Source organism: Acinetobacter psychrotolerans, from assembly GCF_048552595.1.
Lineage (GTDB): Bacteria > Pseudomonadota > Gammaproteobacteria > Pseudomonadales > Moraxellaceae > Acinetobacter.
This window is the reverse complement of sequence record NZ_JBIMDK010000003.1, coordinates 90,172-110,130: the sequence shown is the minus strand read 5'-3', so window position 1 is coordinate 110,130 and position 19,959 is coordinate 90,172. Positions and strand designations below refer to the sequence as shown.

The following is a 19,959-nucleotide window of genomic DNA, read 5'->3' as shown; positions in this document are numbered from 1 at the left end:
ATATGACAACTTATCAAGATATCAATAAAACATTGGATGTACACAATCATCCCTTTACGCAAGCACATATTATTAAAAATGATCAAGAGGCTTTAGAAATCGCGCAACAATTAAGTCAGCAATTTAAACAAAATGCAGTACTCCGTGATGCTGAAAGAATTTTACCTTTTGAAGAGGTTGAAGTTTTTAGTCAATCAGGATTATGGGCGATCACAGTACCGCGGCAATATGGTGGTGCAGAGGTATCTAGTCATACTGTTGCTAAAATAATTGCATTATTCAGTGGCGTAGATGGCTCTATTGGTCAAATCCCACAAAACCATTTTTATGCACTGGAAGTATTACGTAATACGGGTACAGAGCAGCAAAAGGAAAAACTCTATAGCGAAGTACTTCAAGGCGCTCGTTTTGGCAATGCCCTCGCTGAATTTAAGACCAAGACTGCTGCACAAAAGCATACCCAAATTAGTCAAACCCAAGATCAAAATAGAAATGGTTATGTGGTCAATGGGGAAAAGTTCTATTGCACGGGCAGTCTATTTGCCCATCGCATTCCAACATTAGTCCGTGATGCTGAAGAACGTGAATATTTAGCTTTTATTTCTGCCGATGCACATGGCTTACAACGTATCAATGATTGGTCAGGCTTTGGACAAAAAACCACAGGCAGTGGCACCGTTAAATTCAATCAAGTTTTTGTTGAATCTGAATATGTCATCCGTTTTGACACTGCATTTTCTGAACCCACCCTCGTTGGCCCATTTGCACAAATTATGCACGCTGCGATTGAAACAGGCATTGCGCGTGCAGCATTTGAAGAAACAATAGAACGGGTTAAAAAAGCACGCGCATGGATTGATGCCAATGTAGAACGTGCAGACCAAGATCCACTGACCATTTATGAATTAGGCCGTGTTGCTGCTGATGTAAGAGCAACTGAGGTTTTATTAAAACAAGCTGCTCAATCTATTGATGCGGCAAAACCACTACCTACAGTTGAAAATATTGCCAAAGCCTCACTAGATGTAGCTAAAGTCCGCGCACACAGCACAGAAACAGCATTAAAAGCGTCTTCAAAATTGATTGAGCTTGCGGGAAGTCGCGGTAGTCAACGTGCCGATGGCTTAGATCGACATTGGCGCAATGTACGGGTACATACACTGCATGATGCATCACGCTGGAAATATTATTTTATTGGAAACTATGTATTAAACAACATCCTTCCACCACGCAGAGGGACATTGTAATGACAAATACATCTCAACATACAGCACCTAAAAAACAAATCTTACTCAATGCTTTTGACATGAACAGTGTCGGCCATATCAATCACGGTTTATGGACCCATCCGCGTGATGAATCTCATCGTTTTAATGAGCTCAATTACTGGACTGATCTCGCTAAGACTTTGGAGCAAGGTTTATTTGATGGGTTGTTTATCGCAGACATTACCGGTGTTTATGATGTCTACCAGAATGGTATAGATTTAACCTTAAAAGAGTCCATCCAACTGCCGAGTCATGACCCATCTACCCTGATTTCCGCAATGGCAGCGGTAACCAAAAATCTAGGTTTTGGCGTGACCGTAAACTTAAGTTATGACACACCGTACCAATTCGCACGGCGCTTCGCGAGTTTAGATCATCTGACACAAGGTCGGATTGGCTGGAATATTGTGACGGGGTATTTGGACAGTGCTGAACGCTTAATTGGGCAAAAAGGTTTAAAAGATCATGACTTACGTTATGAACAAGCTGAAGAATTTTTAGAGCTTTGCTATAAGTTTTGGGAAGGTTCTTGGGAAAATGATGCAGTACAAAAAGATAAGCAAAAGCGTATTTTTACTGATCCTAAAAAAGTTCATCAAATTAACCATCAAGGGCGCTTTTATCAAAGCCAAGGTGTTTTCCAAGTCTCACCTTCACCACAGCGTACCCCTGTGCTCTTTCAAGCAGGCGCTTCACCACGCGGTTTAGCATTCTCCACACGTCATGCAGAATGTGTCTTTATTGGAGGTGATCAACCTGCAAAAATCAAACAACAAGTGGATAAGATTCGAGAATTGGCTGTACAGCAAGGTCGTAATCCAGAAGATATTAAAATCTTTGTGGGAATCACAGTGGTTACAGCAGAAACAGATGAATTAGCTCAAGAGAAATTAGCTGAATATGCCCGCTATGCAAGTCCAGAAGCAGGTTTAGCACATTTCTCAAGTTCAGTCGGTATAGACCTATCCAAATATGCTGATGATGAGGCCATCCCATATCAACAAACCAATAGTATTGCTTCAGTCAATAATAAATTTAAGGAAAACCAGATCACGCCTAACGATCTTAAAGCACAGCATCAACTCGGTGGTCGTTATCCTCTGATCGTTGGAAGCGGTGAAACAATTGCTGAAAAATTAATTCAGTTGATTGATGAAACAGGTATTGATGGCTTTAACCTAACTCGTACTGTTGCGCCTGAATCACATCATGACTTTATTCGTTTTGTGATTCCTGAACTGCAACAACGTGGCAGATTTAAAACCAAATATGAAAATGGTTCTTTACGCAACAAAATCTTTAAACAGGGTGATCATTTAACCCAACAACACCCTGCTGCTGATTTTCGATGTCAAAACTCAAATCATAACAACAGCATCGAAACGGCAGATCGGCAAAAGCAAACTGCCTAAATAACCTAATCAGCAAACATGATGAATTGAATAATTTCACTTTAAGGGGTGTCACATGACTCAAATAAACTCACCTGCAAATGGTAATCCATCCAAAAAATCAGGCTCCAAGAATAAATTTATTTTGCTTGCCGTGATCATTATTGCAGTTATTGCAGGACTTTTTTATTGGAACCAACATAAAAAAGCGGGTACAGAAGAAATCACCATTGGTATTAGCCCACCCTTTGCCAAGCCTTTACAAGTTGCAGCAGAGGAAGCCAAGAAACAAGGAATTCATATTAAACTGGTGGAATTTTCAGATTGGAACACACCGAATATCACACTAAATCATGGTGATATTGATGCAAACTATTTCCAACACCAACCATTTTTAACCAATGCGTTAAAAGAAACTGATTTTAAACTGAAACCGATTGCCACAGGTGTTGCAACACATGTCGGTTTATATTCTAAAAAATATGATTCTTTAGCGGCTGTACCTGAAAATGCACGTGTGGTGATTCCAAATGACCCAGTCAACCAAGGTCGCGCACTGTTGCTTTTACAACAGGCAAAACTTATCACCTTGAAAGATCCGAATAACCATTTATCAAACTTACAAGACATTACCTCAAATCCTAAAAACTTTAAATTTATTGAAGTTGAAGGACCTCAAACTGCGCGTGCTGTAGATGATGCTGATTTAGTATTTAGCTACCCACTTTATTTACGACTTGCTAAAACCATTGATCCAAACAAAGCATTATTACTCGATGATAATACCAATACACGTTATGCCATCTTGTTTGTTGTAAAAGATGACTATGAGCAAAAGCATCCAGAAAAAGCCAAACAGTTAAAAGAATTTGTAAAAATTTACCAAACTTCGGACAAGGTCAAACAGGCTTTAAATGATGATATTGGTGAAAATTTATGGTTCCCAGGTTGGAAATAAGGAATAACTCATGTCCCAAGCTTCCAAACTCAAAAACAAGAACCTGCTGATTGGTCTTGCTGTTGTCATCGTATTATTAGCACTCTTTGCCTATCGTTATGTACAAAATCAACAAAAGGATAATGTACTCACGATTGGCATTAGCCCACCTTATGCCGAATTACTACAAACGGTTGCCAAAGAGGTAGAGAAAGATGGTATCCATGTCAAACTGGTCGAATTTTCAGATTGGCAAGCACCCAATGTTGCGGTACAAAACCGTGACATTGACGCTAACTTTTTCCAACAAAGTGTATTTTTAAAGAATGCCATTAAGCAAACTAATTACGATTTGCATGCTTTTGGTACAGGTAGCGGCAGCCATGTCGGTTTATATTCAAAACAATATAAATCCCTAGCAGCCTTACCTCAAAATGCTCGTGTTGTCATCCCTAGTGACCCAGTTAATTCTGCACGTGCTTTGATCCTGCTACATCGTGCTGGGTTAATTCAAATCAAAGACATCAACAATGAACTTTCCACACTTCAGGATATTGTTTCAAACCCTAAACAGTTGAAGTTTTTAGAAGTTGAAGGTCCACAAACTGCTTTAGCCTATGATGATGCAGATCTGATTTTTGGTTTTCCACATTACTTAAATATGGCAAAAAAAGCCGATCCGCATAGTGCCCTGTTTTTAGATCCCGTTGATAAAAAGTACGCCATTCTTTTTGTGACACGTACCGATTATCAAGACAAAAATCAAAAGTTAGAGAAATTTATTCAAGCTTTCCAAAACTCACAGCAAGTTCGAGATATTTTAGATAAAGATTTCGGCAAAGATATGTGGTTTGCAGGCTGGAAATAAGGAGAATAGAAATGGTGAGTTTCGGTTCGCATGTTGATTTTTCAGTCCCTCATATCAAAATTCGTGATCTGAATAAATACTATGATGGGCAAGATCAACAGATCCATGCGTTAAAAAATATCAACTTAGATATTCCTCAAGGCAAGATTTTCGGCATCATCGGTAAAAGTGGTGCAGGTAAATCTTCCTTAATTCGAACCTTAAATGGTTTAGAAGGTATTTCTGAAGGTAGTATTCATATTCATCAACAGAATTTGGCTGAACTCAGTCATGCTGAGTTGATTCAAACACGTCAAAGAATCGGGATGATTTTTCAGCATTTTAATTTAATGTCTGCCAAAACAGTTTGGGATAATGTGGCATTGCCTTTAAAAATTGCCCATGTCGATAAAGCTGAAATTGAAACACGTGTCAACGATGTTTTAGACCTAGTCGGATTGGGAAATAAAGCACATAACTATCCTTCACAACTGTCTGGTGGTCAAAAGCAACGTGTTGGCATTGCTCGTGCACTAGTGCATCATCCTGAAATTTTATTGTGTGATGAAGCAACGTCTGCACTTGATCCTGAAAGTACTTCAGTAGTTTTATCCTTGCTGAAAAAAATCAATCGAGAATTGGGAATTACCATTGTTTTAATTACTCATGAAATGCAAGTGATTCGTGAAATTTGCGATCAAGTGGTGGTGATTGAACATGGTGAAATCGTTGAGTCAGGACAAGTCTGGTCCGTGTTTTCACAGCCTCAGCAGAAAATCACACAAGAATTGTTAAACCTAGAACAACTCGATTTGCCCTTTCCAGTGCATACAGCGTTGCAACAAGATTCAACCCATAGCATTTTAAAACTACGTTATGAAACCGATCCGAAAAACTCACCTGATTTAGTTGAACTTTTTCAGGTTTTTGATAAATCGGTACATTTATATCAAAGTCATATCGACAATATCCAAAACCATTTGATTGGAACGCTGATTGTCGGTACTGAACAAACCCATTTAGACCTGCATAATTTACAAGAAAGGTTAAAACATCAAATTGCGCAAATAGAGGTACTTGGCTATGCAAGACCAACTCATTGATTTATTGCTGACAGGAACCATAGATACCTTACTGATGGTTGGCGTATCTGCCATTGTTGCCTTTTTGATAGGCTTACCTTTGGCGGTAATTTTGGTCAATACATCTGAACAAGGGATTTATCCATCTAAAAAGATTAATCATGCATTAGGCACTGTGATCAACATTACCCGATCTGTTCCCTTTTTGATTTTAATGGTGGCACTGATTCCTTTAACTCGTTGGATTGTCGGAACCAGTTACGGAGTCTGGGCAGCTGTTGTTCCATTAACGTTAGCCGCGACACCTTTCTTTGCCCGTATTGCAGAAGTTAGCTTGCGTGAAGTTGATCAAGGTCTAATTGAAGCTGCACAAGCGATGGGCTGTAACCGTAAGCAAATCGTTTGGCATGTACTTTTACCTGAAGCGTTACCCGGCATTGTGGCAGGTTTTACAGTCACAATTGTCACCATGATTAACTCCTCTGCAATTGCAGGTGCAATTGGTGCGGGTGGTTTGGGTGATATTGCCTACCGTTATGGTTATCAACGTTTTGATATGCAAATGATGTTTGCTGTCATTATTGTTTTAGTCGCTTTGGTGATGATCATTCAAGCATTTGGTGACAGTTTGGCAAGTCAATTGGATAAGAGGAAAATTTAAGTTTTTCAATCAACATATCTAACATCAATATAATTGAAATAGATTTCGGTTTGCCATATTTAATTATATAAAATCCTCTATCTGTATGGTGACATGGGTATCGTCATTGGATAGAGGTACTGTAATTTGCTTAATTTAGTGCAGTAATAAAAATCATACTTAATCATTCTGAATAATCTTAGCAAAGCTACTGACTGAGCTAAATAGACCTTTTGCGAAAGTAATTTCGAACTTGATTCTGATCTGTCTTGAGTGTTCCCTCTCCTACTAGGAGAGGGTTCGGGAGAGGTTTTCTATTAAAAGTCCCTTCATCCGAACCTTCTCTCAAAGGGAGAAAGGACTCTCATACGTTTTCTGAAAAAATATTTGAATCTAAAATATGAATATATCTATAGTCAGCTCTAGAATACTTATTTTATTTAATAAAAGTACCAATCAAAGACAAATCGTTAGTACTTATCACATACACTAAAATCTGATTTTAAAACTTAATAGATCGCAAACCTGACTTTGCCATGGCTTTCATGTAAAATCAGCGGCAATTTTTAAATAACACGTTGTGAGTTCATTCATGGGTTTTAATTGCGGTATTGTCGGCTTGCCGAACGTTGGTAAATCTACACTTTTCAATGCATTGACAAAAGCTGCTATTGCTGCGGAAAACTTCCCATTTTGTACTATCGAACCAAACACAGGTATCGTACCTGTGCCAGATCCACGTTTAGACAAATTAACTGCTATTGTAAAACCGCAACGCGTAATTCCAACAACGATGGAATTTGTGGATATTGCAGGCTTAGTTGCAGGCGCGTCTAAAGGTGAAGGTTTGGGTAACCAATTCCTTGCCAACATCCGTGAAACTGACGCTATTGCACACGTAGTACGTTGTTTTGAGGATGAAAATGTAATTCACGTTAATGGTAAAATTGACCCGTTAGATGATATTGCAACCATTAACACAGAATTGGCTTTAGCTGATTTAGACACTGTAGCTAAAGCACTACTTCGTTTAACAAAATCTGCAAAAAGTGGCGATAAAGAAGCTGTTGCGACCAAAGCAGTTCTAGAAAAAATCCAACCGTTATTGGATGAAGGTAAACCTGCTCGCGCTGCTGAGCTAGATGATGACGAACGCAAACTTATTCGTGGTTTTGGTTTAATGACTTTAAAACCAACGATGTATATTGCAAACGTTGCTGAAGATGGTTTTGAGAACAACCCACATCTTGAAGCTGTAAAAAAGTTAGCTGCTGAAGAAAACGCAATTGTTGTACCACTTTGCAACCAAATTGAAGCTGAAATTTCTTTGCTTGAAGATGAAGACCGTGCTGAATTCTTAGAAGCAATGGGCATGACAGAACCAGGCCTAAATGTGGTTATTCGTGCAGGTTATTCACTTCTAGGTCTTCAAACTTACTTTACCGCAGGCGTACAAGAAGTTCGTGCTTGGACTGTAAAAGTTGGCGCAACTGCTCCACAAGCTGCTGGTGTTATTCATACCGACTTTGAAAAAGGCTTTATCCGTGCAGAATGTATTGCATATGAAGACTTCGTTCAGTTCAACGGTGAAAACGGTGCGAAAGAAGCAGGTAAATGGCGTCTAGAAGGCAAAACTTATATCGTTCAAGATGGCGATGTACTACATTTCCGTTTTAATGTTTAAGTAATTTAATATTTAAACCATTAAATTCTTATTCAAAAATGCCTTGATTTTTCAGGGCATTTTTAATATATCCATCATTTTTTAGCAAAATATCTGCATTAAACATGCGCTGCTTTCACATCCATTTCTGCACGTTGCTTTCTTGCTATCTCCAACATCTTGGCTTGTAGGTCTTTACGAAAACCAAGCAAAAATACAAATTCTGCCAGTACAAACAATGGGCCTATTGCCAAACCAACCAGATCATCGACAAAAGCAGGTTTTTTCTTTTCATAAAAATGTCCAATGAATTGAAATACCCAACCAACGACAAAAACCCCAATACTGGTTGCAAGCCATGCAGTCATATCCCATTGTGCAATTTTATAAGCAAATGGATAAGCAATTGCAAAAATAACGAGCATCATCAAACCAAAAATACGATCTAAGCTCAAATAATAAATCACACTTGCAACAATCAAGAGTAATGCTAAAGTCAGTTCAAAACCCGAAACCTGTACACCTGCACGTGCAGTTAAACAAATGATTGAAAAAACAATCATTGGAATACCAATGAAATGAGTCACTACATTTTTGTGATCTAGATGATAAGCAGCGTATTGACTGAGAAGTTGTTCAAGTTTTGTCATATCATTCATCCTTGTAAAATACTTTTATTCACTATATAAAAAAAGTGATTGCTCAATTGTCGGCTAAGTGACAATTGAAAGTAAATCATGAATAACTCAATTAATTTTTAAGTTTCATCAAAAGGAATAGATGTGCTGAAAGAAAATGAACTTTCTATCTTAAAAAATAATGTGTGGTACTCCCAACTCCCCGATTTATTTAAAGCCTTTATCCTACGTCATACAACGCACTTGCATGTAGAACGTGACCAAGCCGTATTTCGGAGTGGTGATACTTTTGATGGAATTTATGCCGTGGTTCAAGGCAAAATCCGCTTAGGTTATATAGATATTGAAGGAAATGAGTCTATTGCTGCAATTGCAGAACCAATCATGTGGTTTGGTGAAATTTCATTGGTGGATCAACAACCACGCTCCCATCACGCCATTGCAACTGAAAAAAGTACGCTTTTAAAAATTTCAAATACGTCTATTGAAGACTTATTACACACTCACCCACAATTTTGGTTTCATATTGCTCAATTGACCAGTCAAAAATTACGATTAGCATTTATCGAGCTTATTTCGATTCACACTTTGAATATTAGCCAACGACTTGCTCAGCGACTGCTATTTATTTTGAATCGTTATGGCAATCATTTAAAAGTAGAAAATAACACCATACAATTATCCCAAGAACAATTGGCGCAAATGTTAATGTGTTCAAGACAAACCATTAACCAAGAATTACACCAACTTGAACAGATGGGCATATTAAAAGTTGCTTTTCGGAAAATTGAAATCATTGATGCAGATCAGCTTCACCAAATGGCTCATTCTACAAAGTAATTCTGTTGTAAAACATCCCATCACATTTTTATAGTTTTTTACTTAATGAGTAAGGCATTATTTTTCTAATCTTAAAATAAGCTTAAATGACTGGAATATAGAATCATTTTTATAAATAAAACATACAAAATGTATATTCTACTTTGCATAAAATAGATTTATATTGCAATTTAGGTACTACTGCCATCTCATAAAAGACGAAAAATATGAAAAAAATTACAACGTTACTTACTGCTGGACTTCTCACAGTGATCAGCGCTTCTGCGATTGCATGCCCTAAAGGCACGACATTGGTGGGTGGAACTGGACCAAATCACAAAGGGGGTTCATGTGTAGCAGTCAATCCTGCCGCTCAAGCTGCACAAAAAGCCAAAGCTGATGCAGCTAAAACCAAGGTTAGTACGACAAAAGCTCAAGCTTCAACTCAGGCAGTTGCAGATAAAGCAAAAACGGATGCAACTTTAGCAAAATCTAAAGCCGATACCACAGCTAAAGCTAAAGTTGACACCGCAGCAAAAGCAAAAATGGATATGACGACCAAAACAAAAGCAGATGTTGCAACAAAAACGCAGGCTGTAAAAGATAAAGCTGTTAAAACTACATCGACCAACCCTTTAAAACCTTAATATTAAATATAGGTGATTAAAAAAATGGCGAGTTCAATACTCGCCATTTTTTTAATAGAAAATTTTAAAAAAGATTACTATAGGATTTGGTATTGCCTAAATTTGGGTTATCAATTGCATCTTTGCACTGTGCTTTATCACGCTGATAATCCAATTGCTTTTGTAATAGTTGGGGATCTTGGTCCAGTGTTGCCCTTGCCCAAACATCTAATGAGGTTAATGCTTTGCGGCAAAGTGCATATTTTCCTTCAGTCACAGAATCTGTCATTTTGACATTAATACGCCAATCTGTGCTAAGTTTACGAATCGGTTTACGCACTTTATCTTCAAGTAAATTACGCTGTTTATTATAGACAAAGGATTCAACTTCGTTCATTAAATCCCATGCAGCATGTGCATAAGTTGTTGCATCATTGGTTAATTTAGGTGCTGCTTGAATTTCAACTTTTTCTTTCGATTCAGAGGATGAATTACCACAAGCTTGCAATACGCACACACTTGCAAGTACGGAAAAGATCAAAACCGATCGAGGTTTAAAAGTAAGCATTCAACAGACCTAAACAAACATTTCGCTACCATGCTAGTGAATTCGAGTACAATACACAACTTCAATTTATTGTTTACTCCATTCTTGCAAGGTGTATCGTGTCTGCGCACAAAAATCATCCAGTCCAAACTGCTGGCTTTTGGCAAGGCGCTAAAGATAGTCAAGCCATTATTTTTACGTATCTTCCTGTCTCGTTTGCTTTTGGCGTTTCAGCTACCCAGTTCGGTTTTAGCGCTTGGGAGGCTTTATTTTTATCGTGCTCCATGTATGCGGGGGCAAGTCAATTTTTAGTTGTAGCCTTACTCGGGAGTGGTACTTCTATTTGGATGACTGCGCTGACTGTTATCGCACTGGATATACGTCATGTTTTATATGGCCCTGCTTTACAAAATTTAATCCAAGATCGTTTAAATCTAAAAAAAACAGCCATTTGGTCTTGGGGTTTAACTGACGAAGTTTTTGCAGCGGGCATGATTAAACTTTCCCAACGTCGTCAGGAATGGTCAGAGTCTTGGATGTTGGGTCTAAGCCTGTGTAGTTGGCTGTCTTGGGCGTTAGGATCTTTTTTGGGTGGATTATTTGCAGATCAAGTCAGCGACTTGCCGCAATTTTTACAAGCCGCTTTAGACTTCTTACTCCCTGCTCTTTTTCTTAGTTTTTTACTGGCAGCATTTGAGAAAAAACATACATTAGTGGTGGCTGTGTCTTTAATTGTCTCTGTTTTATCATGCTATTTTATCAGCATGTCCGCAGCTATTTTTATTGGTATTACATCTGGAATTTTAGCAGGATTATTTAAATATTACATTCTAAAGCAACAAGATGATGTGAGTATATAATATGAACCTAGAAATTATATTGGTCGGTATTCTTGTTGGTATTGCTAATTTTGTATCACGCTTCGGACCTTTTTATTTTATTCAGAAAAATCAAAAAAGTGGTCAAAACCGTGGAGCGACTTGGCTCAAAATTGCTTTAGGCAGCATTGGAATTTCTGCAATCAGTTCAATGTTAATTGTTGCCACACTCCCGCCATTGATCGAAACCCCAAATAAAAGTTTTGCGATGTTGGTGGGCTTTATTGTACTCACAGGATTGTATTTTAAATTTAAAAGAATTGTTTTGGCGACACTCACAGCAGCATTGGCCTATGGCTTGGTCTATACCTATCTGTAGTTTTGTTGATTGAAGCATTTTTTAATGCATCAGCAGATCAGCGTTTAAATTTAAAGTATCTAGGATTTAAAATGCTTTCATTTAATCAATTTACAATAAAAAACCATGTGAATTAATTAGTTGTGTATGATTTCTTTCCAATATAATATTTAAAATACGCAACTCGATATGTTTATCGCACACTTACCTTCTGGCTATATCTTGGCTAAACTTTTACTCAAGAAATTTAAACAGACAAAAATCACCAACAAAGCTTTTTTTACGCTGATTATGCTTGGTGCAGTTTTTCCTGATATTGATCTATTCTATTTCTATTTATTCGATCATAGGTCGGTACATCACCATAAATATTTTTTACATTGGTTTTCATTTTGGATTCCAATTTTTCTAATCGCTTTATGTTATTTCATCCATTCAAAATATACGGCTAAACCTGCCCTGATGATTAGTCTTTTTTCGGGTGCTGCCCTGCTACATATCGGCTTGGATACTTTTGTAGGTGATGTTTGGCTTTTTGCACCGTTTATTGATCAACCCTATGTGTTTTTTGAAGTCAGCTCACGTTATCAGCCGTGGTGGTTAAACTTTATTCTGCATTGGTCGTTTTTTGTAGAATTACTGATCTGCCTAATTGCGTTGATTCTGTTAGTTCGTAAAAAGAATTAATTAAAAATTCTTGATCAGTTTTCTTGCGCAAATTCAAAGCCACTTCATTTGTAGTGGCAAACCACCTATAAGCTAAAAAATTTATAAAAAAATCTGTTAGACAATATCATTATTTTATGTCAATCAGCCCTTAACACACGTCTGAGTTCTGCTATGCTTAAAGTCCATTAAACTCGGCATGGATGAATAGCATGAGCGTTACAATTGGCACCCCACTTCAATCTTCAGCATTTAAAGTTTTACTGTTAGGTTCAGGAGAACTAGGTAAAGAAGTGGTGATTTCATTACAACGACTTGGTGTAGAAGTTCATGCAGCAGATCGCTATGAAAATGCACCTGCTATGCAAGTTGCCCATTTTTCTTATACTTTAAATATGGCAGATGCGACCGAATTAAAAACTTTAATTGAAAAAATAAAACCTAATTTAATCGTTCCTGAAATTGAAGCCATTGCAACACAAGTTCTTGTCGAAATTGAACAACAAAATATTGCAACCGTCATTCCATCTGCAAGAGCCGTTAACCTGACCATGAACCGTGAAGGTATTCGCCGTCTTGCTGCGGAAGAACTGGGTTTACCAACATCTGCGTACCGTTTTGCAAATTCATTAGAAAGTTTCCGCGCTGCTTGTGACGATATTGGTTATCCAAACTTTGTTAAGCCTGTGATGTCTTCTTCTGGTAAAGGACAATCACGTGTTAAAGAATATGCAGAGGTTGACGCCGCTTGGGAATATGCACAAACAGGCGGTCGTGTTAATCAAGGCACTGTAATTGTTGAATCCCAAATTGATTTCGATTTTGAAATTACTTTATTAACAGTGCGCTCAAAAAACCCTGAAACAGGTGCAATTGAAACTTCATATTGCGATCCTATTGGGCATCGTCAAGATTCTGGGGATTATGTAGAAAGTTGGCAGCCTCAACAGATGACAGAAGCTGCGTTAACAGAATCTAAACGCATTGCACATAAGGTCACTGTTGCCTTAGGTGGTTGCGGTATTTTCGGTGTAGAACTGTTTGTCAAAGGTGACAAAGTATGGTTTAGTGAGGTGTCACCACGCCCACACGATACAGGTTTGGTCACGCTTGCTTCACAATTCCAAAGTGAATTTGAATTACATGCACGTGCTATTTTAGGTTTACCTGTAAATACCCAGCGGCATAGTATTGCAGCGAGTGCCGTGGTTTATGCAGGTGTAGATGCCAGTAATCTTTCTTATTCTGGCTTAAATCTTGCTTTACAAAACCCTGCTACGGATTTACGTCTATTTGGAAAACCTGAAGGTTTTGAACGTCGACGTATGGGCGTAGCAATAGCACGTGCTGAAAGCACAGAAAAAGCACGTGAACTTGCCTTTGACACAGCATCAAAAGTTACAGTTAATTTAAATAATTAACCCATAAATTTGCGGACAAACATTCATGATCAACACCTCTCCTCTGTTGGAATATGTAAGCGATAATCACGACATTCAAGGTATTAACCAATGGCGTACCGTTGTCGAGCAGCAGCTAAATGAGGCATTTGATCATGGATCATCTATCCGTGAGATTGTTCGAACTCGCTCAAATCTTGTCGATGAAGCACTGATTTTCTTATGGAATCATGCGGGGCTTGCAACTGAAAATTTAGGCTTATTTGCTGTTGGCGGCTATGGTCGACGTGAAATGCTACCGTATTCAGATGTCGATATCATGATTCTTTCTGAACATGATTTGACTGAAGCCCAAGAAAAAGGCGTAACGGATTTTATTTCATCTTTATGGGATGTGGGAAATTTTAAACCTGGGATTAGTGTTCGCACTATTCGCTGTTGTTTTGAACAGGCCACCAATGATTTAACTGTTGCAACAGCGCTCATAGAAGCGCGTTTAATGACAGGAAATCCGCACCTTGCGAAGTGGCCACGTCGTGTCGTGTCACAAACATGGACAGATAAAACATTTTTCGATGCAAAAATGGATGAACAAGCTCGTCGTTATGCACAACATAATCATACTGAAAGTAACTTAGAACCTGATATTAAAAATGCCCCTGGCGGTATTCGAGATATTAACCAAATTGGTTGGATTGCAAAACGTCACTTCCGTGTCAATCGTATCTATGATCTTGTACATTTAGGTTTTATTTCTGAATTTGAATTGGGCGTTTTAGAGGAAGCAGAAAATTTTCTTTGGGAAATTCGCCATCATTTACACCGTTTAACCAAACGCGATGAAAACCGTTTATTATTTGATTATCAACGTGATATTGCTACAAAATTTGGTTATGTAAAAGAAGAAAATAAACATATCAATTTTCCAATTGAACAGTTTATGAAGCGTTATTATCGTACGGCGCAACAAGTCAGTACATTGAATGAGATGCTCCTATCGTATTTTAATGAATCAGTGATCACGCCACGTTTGCCTGAATATGAACGTCAGATTGAAAACATTAATGAACACTTTAAATTAGTGGATGGCAAACTTGCCGTACAACACCATAAGATTTTTTCTGAAAATCCGAGTGCAATTTTAGAAATTTTCTATTTATTGGCAAATCGTCCAGAGATTGAAGGGATTCGCGCACGCACCCTACGTCTTTTAACTTTAGCTGCAAAACGAATCGATCAAAATTACCGTAATAATCCAAACCATCAAGCATTATTTATGGCAATTATTCGTTCACCACATCGTTTGTATGAAACGATGGTGGCGATGAAGCGTTATGGCGTTTTGGGCAATTACATCCCTGCTTTCGGACAAATCATGGGACTCATGCAATATGACTTGTTCCATATTTACACCGTTGATGCACATACATTATTGCTCATTCGCAATTTAAATCGCTTTAAAGAACCTGAATTTGCTAAAGATTATCCTGTAGTCAGTTCTGTATTCCAACGTCTTGTTCGTCGTGATATCGTGTTCCTTGCAGCATTATTTCATGACATTGCCAAAGGTCGTGGTGGCGACCACAGTGAATTGGGAGCAGAGGATGCGATAGCATTTTGTCGTTCACACGGTTTTACTGAACGTGAATGTAACCTTGTCGCATGGATGATTCAGAATCATTTATTGATGTCGATTACAGCGCAGAAAAAAGATATTTCTGACCCTGATGTTGTGCGTGAATTTGCCGAAAAATTAGGTGACATGGAGCATTTAGATTATCTCTATACATTGACTGTAGCAGATATCAATGCAACCAACCCTAAGCTTTGGAACACTTGGCGTGCATCGCTTATGCGCCAATTATATACGCATGCACGTGATACGATTCGTTCTGGTTTTGGACGTCCTGTTGATTATCAAATGTTAATTGAAGACACCAAATTTGCAGCCAGTGAAGTCTTGGTGGATGAATTTCCATTAGATCGAGTTGAAAAAGTTTGGCAAGAATTGGGCGATGAATATTTCTTAAAAGAATCTGCCGATGAAATTGCATGGCATACCCGCGCCATTTTGCAGCATGGCGACAATCCCGCACCATTAGTGCTCATGCGAGCGCACCGAAAGGCAGCGCAAGATGCAGTGCAGATCTTTATTTATACACAAGATCAGCCAAACTTGTTTGCAACCACGGTGGCAATTTTAGATCGTATGAATCTTGATGTTCAAGATGCTCGAATTATTACAGCAACTAAAGCTTTCAGTTTAGATACGTATGTTGTCTTAGACCGTTTTGGTACTTTATTGACCGATCCAGATCGTGAAGCAACCGTCAAAGAGGCACTGGTTAAAGCGTTGAGTGAATCTGATAAATATCCGGGCTTAATGCAACGTCGTATTCCTCGTCAATTGCGTCATTTTGATATTGAAAATACTGTCGATATCACCTTGAATGAGGCTTTACAGCAAAATATGGTCGAAATTTCAACACTTGACCAACCTGGTTTATTAGCACGTGTCGGCGGTTTATTTATGATGCAGGGTTTAGACATTCACTCTGCTAGAATTGCCACATTGGGTGAAAAAGCTGAAGATATTTTCTTTGTCACCAAAAAAGATGGGCAACCATTGAGTGATGAAGAATCAGAAGTTTTCGTCGCACAACTCAAAGCGGCTTTAGATGAAGCCTCTAATTTGGTTTCTAACCAAAATTAAACATTCTCATATTTTTTATTTAAATATCATGGTAATTGTTTCATGAACTCTAGTTTGTCTTTATTACATCCTTACCCATTTGAAAAGCTAACGCAACTTTTTAAGGATGTGCAGCCAGCAGATTTACCTCTCATTCCATTATCCATTGGTGAGCCAAAGCATCCTGCACCTGAGTTTGTGAAACAAGCGATTATTGATAATTTTCAGCATCTTTCGACTTATCCAAACAGTAAAGGTTTGCCTGAGTTGCGCCAAAGTATTGCCAATTGGTTAAACAATCGCTTCAAATTAAATTCGATCAGTGCTGAAGACCACGTCATTCCTGTAACAGGTACGCGTGAAGGAATTTTTTCTTTTGTTCAAGCGTTGATTAACCGTGACGATGCGCCTTATGTGGTGATGCCGAATCCGTTTTATCAAATCTATGAAGGTGCAACACTTCTAGCCGGTGCAAAACCGTATTTCATTAATTGCACCGAAGAAAATCATTATCTAGGTGATTTTGATGCAGTTCCTGTTGAAGTCTGGGAAAAAACTGCGTTACTTTTTGTATGTACGCCGGGTAATCCAACGGGTGCGGTATTATCCAATGAACAATTTAAAAAACTGATTGCGCTTTCTGACCAATATAATTTCGTCATTGCATCTGATGAATGCTATTCAGAATTATGGTTTGACCAAGCACCGACCGGATTACTCGAAGTGTGTGCTGAAATTGGTCGTGACGATTATAAAAATTGCATCGTATTCCATTCGCTTTCTAAGCGTTCAAATTTACCAGGCATGCGCTCAGGTTTTGTTGCAGGCGATGCTTCGTTACTTAAACCGTATTTAAAATTCCGTACGTATCACGGCGCAGCAATGCCTGTTCAGCATCAGTTAGCCTCTATTGTGGCTTGGAATGATGAAGTGCATGTTGAAGAAAATCGTAAACTTTATCGTGCAAAATTTGATTTATTTCAAAATGAATTAGGTCATTTATTACCGTTGCGAAAACCCGATGCAGGTTTTTACTACTGGCTTAAAGTCGATAATGATGAAAAATTTGCAAAAATGCTCATGGAAAAAGCACATATTAAAGTGCTTCCAGGGCGTTATTTATCTCGTGACACCGAACAAGGTAATCCGGGTGAAGGTCATGTGCGTATGGCATTGGTTGCAGATATTGTACAATGTGAACAGGCAATTCAACGTTTAAAATCGATCTTATAAATTCAATAAAAATGGGCTTCATAAAGCCCATTTTTATATTAAATCAATAAATTACCACTTATAATTTACACGCATATCTACTGATCGTCCTGCGCCATAATAGCAATAGAATGAACAAGCACTGACATATTTTTTATCCGTTAAATTAATTGCATTCAATTGAACATCTAATTGTTTATTTAATGGATAACTTAACATTGCATCTACAAGTGTATAAGAACCGACTTTATATCCCGGATAATATTGTTCGTCATTGGTGCTTCCGACATAACGGACCCCTGCCCCAAATCGGAGTCCATTGAGTAATGAAGAATTTGTCAATAAATAACTAAACTTAGCAGCAATCTGATCATTTGGAATCATTGGTGTACGAATGTTTTTTCCACCATTCAGATCTTGCTTAGAATCATTGTGCGTATAGGCAAGTAGGGTTGATAAATTATCGGACAGTTTTAAATCTGCCTGAAATTCTACACCTTTATTGGTTCTTTTTCCTGCCTGTGATTGCACATTCGAAGCATCTGTGACTAAAGCATTTTTTTCATTCAAATCAAAATATGCGAGTGTAATTTCACCTTTAATCCATTCAGGCAAATATTTTACACCAACTTCGTATTGCTTACCCTCATAAGGTTTATAAAAATTATTATTTCCATCTTTACCTGTAGAAGGCAAAAATGAGGTCGAATAATTTACATAAGGTGAAATACCAAAAGGTGCGTGGTACATCAGGCCTGCATTGTAACTAGTATGATCAACATCATAAGCCTTAATATTTTCGACTGTTGATTCTGCCGTATCTCTGCGTATACCAAGATTCAAATCAATAAGATCATTAAAGTTAGATTGATTTGCTAGATATATACCGAGTTGTTTGCTTTTAAGATTATAAGGTGATGCTGTTACTGCAAAATCTGGAGTATATACAGGATTAAACATATCAATTTGAGGAACAAAACCGAAACCATTATTAACAGCGTCAGTTTTATTGTTGCGATAGTCGAGACCAATCATGACTTTGTTTGAAATATCTTTAAAAATAAAATTCTTAACCAAACGATTATCGACTGAATATGTGTCAGAAGTTCCGTTACTATATGAATAACCACGATTTGCTAAACGGTCATTATCAGAACCCCATGCAAATGTAGTCAGCTGGTCTAAATCTAAACGACCCCAGCGAAAGTTTTGACTGGCAATCAAACCATTTTCAAATTCATGAGAAAACTCATAGCCAACCGAAGTTTGCTCAAGCTTGGAATAGTCTCGACTGGGTTCACCTAAATTGGTTTTAGGGTTAATTTTACCGTAAGGTGTATCTAAAACTGTTCCATACAATGGAAGAAAGCCTGTAGTTGGAACCCCATCTTTTTTTAGAAAACTGGTTAATAATGTGAAATGAGTACGATCTGTTAGATCCCATGCAAAACTTGGTGCAACATAATAATGATCCATGTTTGTACCATTTTGCTGACCATCTCCTTGACGGAATAAACCGACTAAACGATAACGAGCATCATCTGTCAACACACCACTATAATCTGCACCAATTTCACGCTTATCTAAGTTACCTACTGAATAGTTGATTTCACCTTGAGGTTCTAATTTTGGGCGTTTTGAAACTAAATTAACATTACCGCCAGACTGTGATGCACCATAGTTAAATGAGTTTGCACCTTTTACAATCTCTAATCGTTCTAAACCATAAATTTCAGGTTCCCAAACAAAAAAACCATTTGGCGCTAAAGCGGTACCATCCAATGTTTGACTGGCATCAAAACCACGTATTTTAAACCATTGCGATTTATTATCAGAACCAAAAGGTTGTGCTAAAACACCGGCCTCATACGCTAAAGCGGCATCTAACTTATGTACGCCACTATCTGCAATTTGTTGTGCTGTAATAACGCTTGCCGATAATGGTTGTTTTACGAAGTCACCACCTGCTTTGTCGGACGAACCAACTACGACAATCGTAGCCAAAGCTTGAAGTGATGAATCATCTTTCACCACTTGTTTTTCTGTCGTCGCCGTCGCTGTTTCAGCAATAGCCAACTGACTTATGAAAATGGAGAATGCTAGAACTGTAAGCTTAGGAATTTTTTTTGATAACTGATGGAATGGCATAAAAACACTTTAATTAAATGAAAATCATTCTCCTTATCATTCGTGTAAATGTCAAATTTTGTAATTTATGATACTTATTGTAAATCTTATTTATTTTTAATTACTTATTTTTTATTTTGAATAACATCCGTTCATAGCTGTACTTTTAAATAAATTTTCCAATGAATATTCAATCATTTTGATCATATTTAAGATTTCAAATACTTA

General features: G+C 37.8%; 18 protein-coding genes. 15 read left to right on the top strand and 3 right to left on the bottom strand.

The features are described 5' to 3' along the window. The first annotated feature begins 2 nt into the window (after window positions 1-2). From ACG94X_RS03800 to ychF, 7 genes are all read left to right on the top strand, one after another. Window positions 3-1,247 carry an SfnB family sulfur acquisition oxidoreductase gene (locus tag ACG94X_RS03800; RefSeq protein WP_419382406.1) on the top strand — a complete coding sequence of 415 codons (1,245 nt, stop codon included), beginning with the start codon at window positions 3-5 and terminating at the stop codon, window positions 1,245-1,247. Beyond that, complete coding sequence (locus ACG94X_RS03795) at window positions 1,247-2,680, top strand: LLM class flavin-dependent oxidoreductase (protein ID WP_419382405.1); 1,434 nt, start codon at window positions 1,247-1,249, stop codon at window positions 2,678-2,680. The genes ACG94X_RS03800 and ACG94X_RS03795 overlap by 1 nt, the downstream gene beginning before the upstream one ends. Window positions 2,681-2,735: 55 nt before the next feature. Beyond that, window positions 2,736-3,617 carry a MetQ/NlpA family ABC transporter substrate-binding protein gene (locus ACG94X_RS03790; protein WP_419382404.1) on the top strand — a complete coding sequence of 294 codons (882 nt, stop codon included), beginning with the start codon at window positions 2,736-2,738 and terminating at the stop codon, window positions 3,615-3,617. Window positions 3,618-3,627: 10 nt separating this feature from the next. Then, complete coding sequence (locus tag ACG94X_RS03785) at window positions 3,628-4,464, top strand: MetQ/NlpA family ABC transporter substrate-binding protein (RefSeq protein WP_419382403.1); 837 nt, start codon at window positions 3,628-3,630, stop codon at window positions 4,462-4,464. Between the two features lie 11 nt (window positions 4,465-4,475). Next, the gene (locus tag ACG94X_RS03780) at window positions 4,476-5,546 is read left to right on the top strand and encodes a methionine ABC transporter ATP-binding protein (RefSeq protein ID WP_419382402.1); all 1,071 of its coding nucleotides are present in this window, start codon (window positions 4,476-4,478) and stop codon (window positions 5,544-5,546) included. Continuing rightward, window positions 5,527-6,186, top strand: a complete 660-nt coding sequence (locus ACG94X_RS03775) for a methionine ABC transporter permease (protein ID WP_419382401.1) — start codon at window positions 5,527-5,529, stop codon at window positions 6,184-6,186. The genes ACG94X_RS03780 and ACG94X_RS03775 overlap by 20 nt, the downstream gene beginning before the upstream one ends. Before the next feature lie 571 nt (window positions 6,187-6,757). Then, window positions 6,758-7,849, top strand: coding sequence for a redox-regulated ATPase YchF (ychF, locus tag ACG94X_RS03770; protein ID WP_419382400.1), 1,092 nt, complete (start codon window positions 6,758-6,760; stop codon window positions 7,847-7,849). Between the two features lie 98 nt (window positions 7,850-7,947). On the opposite strand, the gene ACG94X_RS03765 is transcribed toward ychF, so the two are convergent. After that, window positions 7,948-8,478: an Mpo1 family 2-hydroxy fatty acid dioxygenase gene (locus tag ACG94X_RS03765; RefSeq protein WP_419382399.1), complete on the bottom strand. Its 531-nt coding sequence runs from the start codon at window positions 8,476-8,478 to the stop codon at window positions 7,948-7,950. Between the two features lie 132 nt (window positions 8,479-8,610). Between ACG94X_RS03765 and ACG94X_RS03760 the strand changes: the two genes are divergently transcribed. Further along, window positions 8,611-9,306, top strand: coding sequence for a Crp/Fnr family transcriptional regulator (locus ACG94X_RS03760; RefSeq protein ID WP_419382398.1), 696 nt, complete (start codon window positions 8,611-8,613; stop codon window positions 9,304-9,306). Between the two features lie 206 nt (window positions 9,307-9,512). Beyond that, a complete protein-coding gene (locus ACG94X_RS03755) occupies window positions 9,513-9,932 on the top strand; it encodes a hypothetical protein (RefSeq protein ID WP_419382397.1) in 420 nt (139 codons plus the stop codon). Between the two features lie 64 nt (window positions 9,933-9,996). On the opposite strand, the gene ACG94X_RS03750 is transcribed toward ACG94X_RS03755, so the two are convergent. Next, entirely contained in the window at window positions 9,997-10,479 is a 483-nt protein-coding gene (locus ACG94X_RS03750; protein WP_419382396.1) for a hypothetical protein, read from the bottom strand. 98 nt (window positions 10,480-10,577) lie between these two features. On the opposite strand from ACG94X_RS03750, the gene ACG94X_RS03745 reads away from it, so the two are divergent. The 6 genes from ACG94X_RS03745 (at window position 10,578) to dapC (ending at window position 17,625) form a co-directional block, all read left to right on the top strand. Next, window positions 10,578-11,318 (top strand): AzlC family ABC transporter permease, encoded by a 741-nt coding sequence (locus ACG94X_RS03745; RefSeq protein WP_419382395.1) that lies wholly within the window; start codon window positions 10,578-10,580, stop codon window positions 11,316-11,318. Window position 11,319: 1 nt separating this feature from the next. Further along, entirely contained in the window at window positions 11,320-11,655 is a 336-nt protein-coding gene (gene ygaH, locus ACG94X_RS03740; RefSeq protein WP_419382394.1) for an L-valine transporter subunit YgaH, read from the top strand. 168 nt (window positions 11,656-11,823) lie between these two features. Further along, a complete protein-coding gene (locus tag ACG94X_RS03735) occupies window positions 11,824-12,321 on the top strand; it encodes a metal-dependent hydrolase (protein WP_004821144.1) in 498 nt (165 codons plus the stop codon). A gap of 182 nt (window positions 12,322-12,503) precedes the next feature. Then, a complete protein-coding gene (gene purT / locus ACG94X_RS03730; RefSeq protein WP_419382393.1) occupies window positions 12,504-13,721 on the top strand; it encodes a formate-dependent phosphoribosylglycinamide formyltransferase in 1,218 nt (405 codons plus the stop codon). A gap of 25 nt (window positions 13,722-13,746) precedes the next feature. Beyond that, on the top strand, window positions 13,747-16,413 hold the full coding sequence (glnD, locus tag ACG94X_RS03725; protein ID WP_419382392.1) for a [protein-PII] uridylyltransferase: 2,667 nt from the start codon (window positions 13,747-13,749) through the stop codon (window positions 16,411-16,413). Window positions 16,414-16,455: 42 nt separating this feature from the next. Further along, window positions 16,456-17,625, top strand: coding sequence for a succinyldiaminopimelate transaminase (dapC, locus tag ACG94X_RS03720; protein ID WP_419382391.1), 1,170 nt, complete (start codon window positions 16,456-16,458; stop codon window positions 17,623-17,625). A gap of 51 nt (window positions 17,626-17,676) precedes the next feature. Here the strand turns inward: dapC and ACG94X_RS03715 are convergent, their stop codons facing one another. Further along, window positions 17,677-19,752, bottom strand: coding sequence for a TonB-dependent siderophore receptor (locus tag ACG94X_RS03715; protein ID WP_419382390.1), 2,076 nt, complete (start codon window positions 19,750-19,752; stop codon window positions 17,677-17,679). Window positions 19,753-19,959: the final 207 nt, after the last annotated feature.

Bases quoted from the DNA above. Each gene is read 5' to 3' on its own strand.
- glnD (WP_419382392.1), top strand. From the start codon at position 13,747: ATGATCAACACCTCTCCTCTGTTGGAATATGTAAGCGATAATCACGAC.
- ACG94X_RS03790 (WP_419382404.1), top strand. From the start codon at position 2,736: ATGACTCAAATAAACTCACCTGCAAATGGTAATCCATCCAAAAAATCA.
- ygaH (WP_419382394.1), top strand. From the start codon at position 11,320: ATGAACCTAGAAATTATATTGGTCGGTATTCTTGTTGGTATTGCTAAT.
- ACG94X_RS03750 (WP_419382396.1), bottom strand. From the start codon at position 10,479: ATGCTTACTTTTAAACCTCGATCGGTTTTGATCTTTTCCGTACTTGCA.
- ACG94X_RS03800 (WP_419382406.1), top strand. From the start codon at position 3: ATGACAACTTATCAAGATATCAATAAAACATTGGATGTACACAATCAT.
- ACG94X_RS03755 (WP_419382397.1), top strand. From the start codon at position 9,513: ATGAAAAAAATTACAACGTTACTTACTGCTGGACTTCTCACAGTGATC.
- ychF (WP_419382400.1), top strand. From the start codon at position 6,758: ATGGGTTTTAATTGCGGTATTGTCGGCTTGCCGAACGTTGGTAAATCT.
- ACG94X_RS03765 (WP_419382399.1), bottom strand. From the start codon at position 8,478: ATGACAAAACTTGAACAACTTCTCAGTCAATACGCTGCTTATCATCTA.
- ACG94X_RS03785 (WP_419382403.1), top strand. From the start codon at position 3,628: ATGTCCCAAGCTTCCAAACTCAAAAACAAGAACCTGCTGATTGGTCTT.
- ACG94X_RS03775 (WP_419382401.1), top strand. From the start codon at position 5,527: ATGCAAGACCAACTCATTGATTTATTGCTGACAGGAACCATAGATACC.
- ACG94X_RS03715 (WP_419382390.1), bottom strand. From the start codon at position 19,752: ATGCCATTCCATCAGTTATCAAAAAAAATTCCTAAGCTTACAGTTCTA.
- ACG94X_RS03780 (WP_419382402.1), top strand. From the start codon at position 4,476: ATGGTGAGTTTCGGTTCGCATGTTGATTTTTCAGTCCCTCATATCAAA.
- dapC (WP_419382391.1), top strand. From the start codon at position 16,456: ATGAACTCTAGTTTGTCTTTATTACATCCTTACCCATTTGAAAAGCTA.
- ACG94X_RS03735 (WP_004821144.1), top strand. From the start codon at position 11,824: ATGTTTATCGCACACTTACCTTCTGGCTATATCTTGGCTAAACTTTTA.
- purT (WP_419382393.1), top strand. From the start codon at position 12,504: ATGAATAGCATGAGCGTTACAATTGGCACCCCACTTCAATCTTCAGCA.
- ACG94X_RS03795 (WP_419382405.1), top strand. From the start codon at position 1,247: ATGACAAATACATCTCAACATACAGCACCTAAAAAACAAATCTTACTC.